2 rRNA genes are annotated in these 3,154 nt (G+C 49.4%); both read right to left on the bottom strand.

Annotated features, from left to right (window positions below):
* Positions 1-116: ribosomal RNA gene (gene rrf / locus PP176A_RS15680) — 5S ribosomal RNA — on the bottom strand; the annotation flags it as partial.
* Positions 117-180: 64 nt separating this feature from the next.
* Positions 181-3,112: ribosomal RNA gene (locus PP176A_RS15675) — 23S ribosomal RNA — on the bottom strand.
* Positions 3,113-3,154 lie beyond the last annotated feature (42 nt).

The raw sequence follows: 3,154 nt of genomic DNA, 5'->3' as shown, positions 1-3,154 counted from the left end.
TCTGGCAACGTCCTACTCTCCCAGAGCGTTTCCACTCAAGTACCATCAGCACTGAAAGGCTTAACTTCTGTGTTCGGTATGGTTACAGGTGTTTCCCTCTCGTCTTTGTCACCAAATACTTTTTCCTTTTTTCCCTTTACTTCCTTACCCTTTTCCCTGAAAACTTTGAAGAAGAATCTTTAGGTCAAGCCCTCGACTTATTAGTTTCTCTCAGCTTAAAGTATTGCTACTCTTCCACCTGAGACCTATCTACCAGTTCGTCTTTCTGGTGTCTTACCTCCTTTGCGGAGTGGGAAATCTCTTCTTGAGGTCTGCTTCGTGCTTAGATGCCTTCAGCTCTTATCTTTCCCAGACTTAGCTTCTCAGCTCTGCCTCTGGCGAGACAACTGATTCACCATCGGTCTGTCCATCCCGGTCCTCTCGTACTAAGGACAGCTCCTCTCAAATTTCCTGCGCCTGCGACGGATAGGGACCGAACTGTCTCACGACGTTCTGAACCCAGCTCGCGTGCCTCTTTAATGGGCGAACAGCCCAACCCTTGGAACCTATTTCAGCCCCAGGATGAGACGAGCCGACATCGAGGTGCCAAACCTCCCCGTCGATGTGAACTCTTGGGGGAGATAAGCCTGTTATCCCCAGGGTAGCTTTTATCCGTTGAGCGATGGCCTTTCCACTCGGTGCCACCGGATCACTAAGTCCAAGTTTCCTTCCTGCTCCACCTGTATGTGTCGCAGTTAAGCTCCCTTCTGCCTTTACACTCTTCGTACGATTTCCAACCGTACTGAGGGAACCTTTGAGCACCTCCGTTACTCTTTGGGAGGTGACCGCCCCAGTCAAACTGCCCAACTGACAGTGTCCCTGTACTGGCTTCACAGTACTTGGTTAGAATTTCAATATCATAAGAGTGGTATCCCACTTTTGACTCCATAAATGCTGGCGCACTTACTTCTCTGCCTCCCACCTATTCTGTACATATGATATCAAAATCCAATGTCAGCCTACAGTTAAGCTCCATGGGGTCTTTCCGTCCTGTCGCAGGTAACACGCATCTTCACGTGTACTACAATTTCACCGGATCCCTTGTTGAGACAGTGCCCAAGTCGTTACACCTTTCGTGCGGGTCGGAACTTACCCGACAAGGAATTTCGCTACCTTAGGACCGTTATAGTTACGGCCGCCGTTTACTGGGGCTTAAGTTCTAAGCTTCGTATTTCTACTGACTCTTCCCCTTAACCTTCCAGCACCGGGCAGGTGTCAGCCCCTATACTTCGTCTTTCGACTTCGCAGAGACCTGTGTTTTTGGTAAACAGTCGCTTGGGCCCTTTCACTGCGGCCGGATTATTTCCCAGCCGTTTGGCCTTCTCTTCTTCCGGCACCCCTTCTCCCGAAGTTACGGGGCTATTTTGCCGAGTTCCTTAACAAGGGTTCTTCCGTGCGTCTTAGGATTCTCTCCTCGCCTACCTGTGTCGGTTTCCGGTACGGGCAATCATATACTCGATAGTGCCTTTTCTTGGCAGTTTGGATTCGGATGCTTCGCTACTTCTTTTTTCGCTCCCCATCACCTCTCATAACTCTTTCACGGTTTTCCCTATGAAAGCTTACTTCAGGCTTAGACACACTTTTCCATCTGTGTGCTCATCTTATCCTCCTGCGTCAGCACCTCTCTCTAACGCATATTCTTGGTACAGGATTCTCAACCTGTTGTCCATCGCCTACGCCTTTCGGCCTCGGCTTAGGTCCCGACTTACCCTGAGCGGACGAGCCTTCCTCAGGAACCCTTAGGCTTTCGACGGGCAAGTTTCTCACTTGCCTTTTCGCTACTCATGCCAGCATTCTCTCTTCTGTTTCGTCCACTACTCCTTTCGGTATAGCTTCTTCCTCACAGATTGCTCCTCTACCGATATTTCTATCCCACAGCTTCGGTGTCAGGTTTAGCCCCGGAAATCTTCGGCGCAACGTCACTTGACCAGTGAGCTATTACGCACTCTTTAAATGTATGGCTGCTTCTAAGCCAACATCCTGGTTGTCTCCGTAACTTCACATCCTTTGCCACTTAACCTGCACTTTGGGACCTTAGCTGGTGATCTGGGCTCTTTCCCTTTTGACTACGAAACTTATCTCCCGCAGTCTGACTCCTATTTCTATGAGTATGGCATTCGCAGTTTGATAGGTTTTGGTAACACTTTGTGCCCCTTTACCATTCAGTGCTCTACCTCCATCTCACTTTCCATAAGGCTAGCCCTAAAGCTATTTCGAGGAGAACCAGCTATCTCCGGGTTCGTTTGGCATTTCACCCCTACCCACAGTTCATCCGATAGTTTTTAAACACTAATCGGTTCGAGCCTCCACGAAATTTTACTTCCCTTTCACTCTGACCATGGGTAGCTCACCCGGTTTCGGGTCTACTATATGCAACTTTCGCCCTATTCAGACTCGGTTTCCCTACGGCTCCGCAGCTTCACTGCTTAACCTTGCTGCATATCGTAACTCGCTGGCCCGTTCTACAAAAAGTACGCAGTCACACTTTCTAATAGTGCTCCTACTGCTTGTAGGCATAGGGTTTCAGGTTCTTTTTCACTCCCCTCCCGGGGTTCTTTTCGCCTTTCCCTCACGGTACTATTCCTCTATCGGTCATCGGTTAGTATTTAGCCTTGGGAGGTGGTCCTCCCTGCTTCCCACCGGATTTCTCGTGTCCTGTGGTACTCTGGTTCACAACTGTCGAGTTTCTTTGTTTCGCCTACAGGGCTTTCACCTTCTCTGGCGGAACTTCCCAGTCCCTTCGGCTGCTTTTCTTCTCTCCTTATGTTGTGCCCTCAACCCCGAAGGTTTAACCCTCCGGTTTGGGCTCTTTCCTTTTCGCTCGCCGCTACTCTGAAAATCGATTTTTCTTTCTCTTCCTTGGGGTACTTAGATGTTTCAGTTCCCCCAGTCTCCCTTCATACACCTATTTATTCAGTGCATGATGCCTGAGGTTTGCTCAGGCGGGTTCCCCCATTCGGATATCTCCGGATCTAAGTCTGTTTGCGACTCCCCGAAGCATTTCGGCGCTTACCCCGTCCTTCTTCGGCTTCCGATGCCAAGGCATTCACCCTATGCCCTTATTTGCTTGACCTACTTCTTTTCTTCTTCTTTACTTTTCAGTTCTCAAGGTTCT

The sequence above is a fragment of the Sporanaerobacter sp. PP17-6a genome, assembly GCF_900095615.1.
Classification (GTDB): domain Bacteria; phylum Bacillota; class Clostridia; order Tissierellales; family Acidilutibacteraceae; genus Acidilutibacter; species Acidilutibacter cellobiosedens.
The sequence above is the reverse complement of the archived record's forward strand: the minus strand, read 5'-3'. Positions and strand labels throughout refer to the sequence as shown.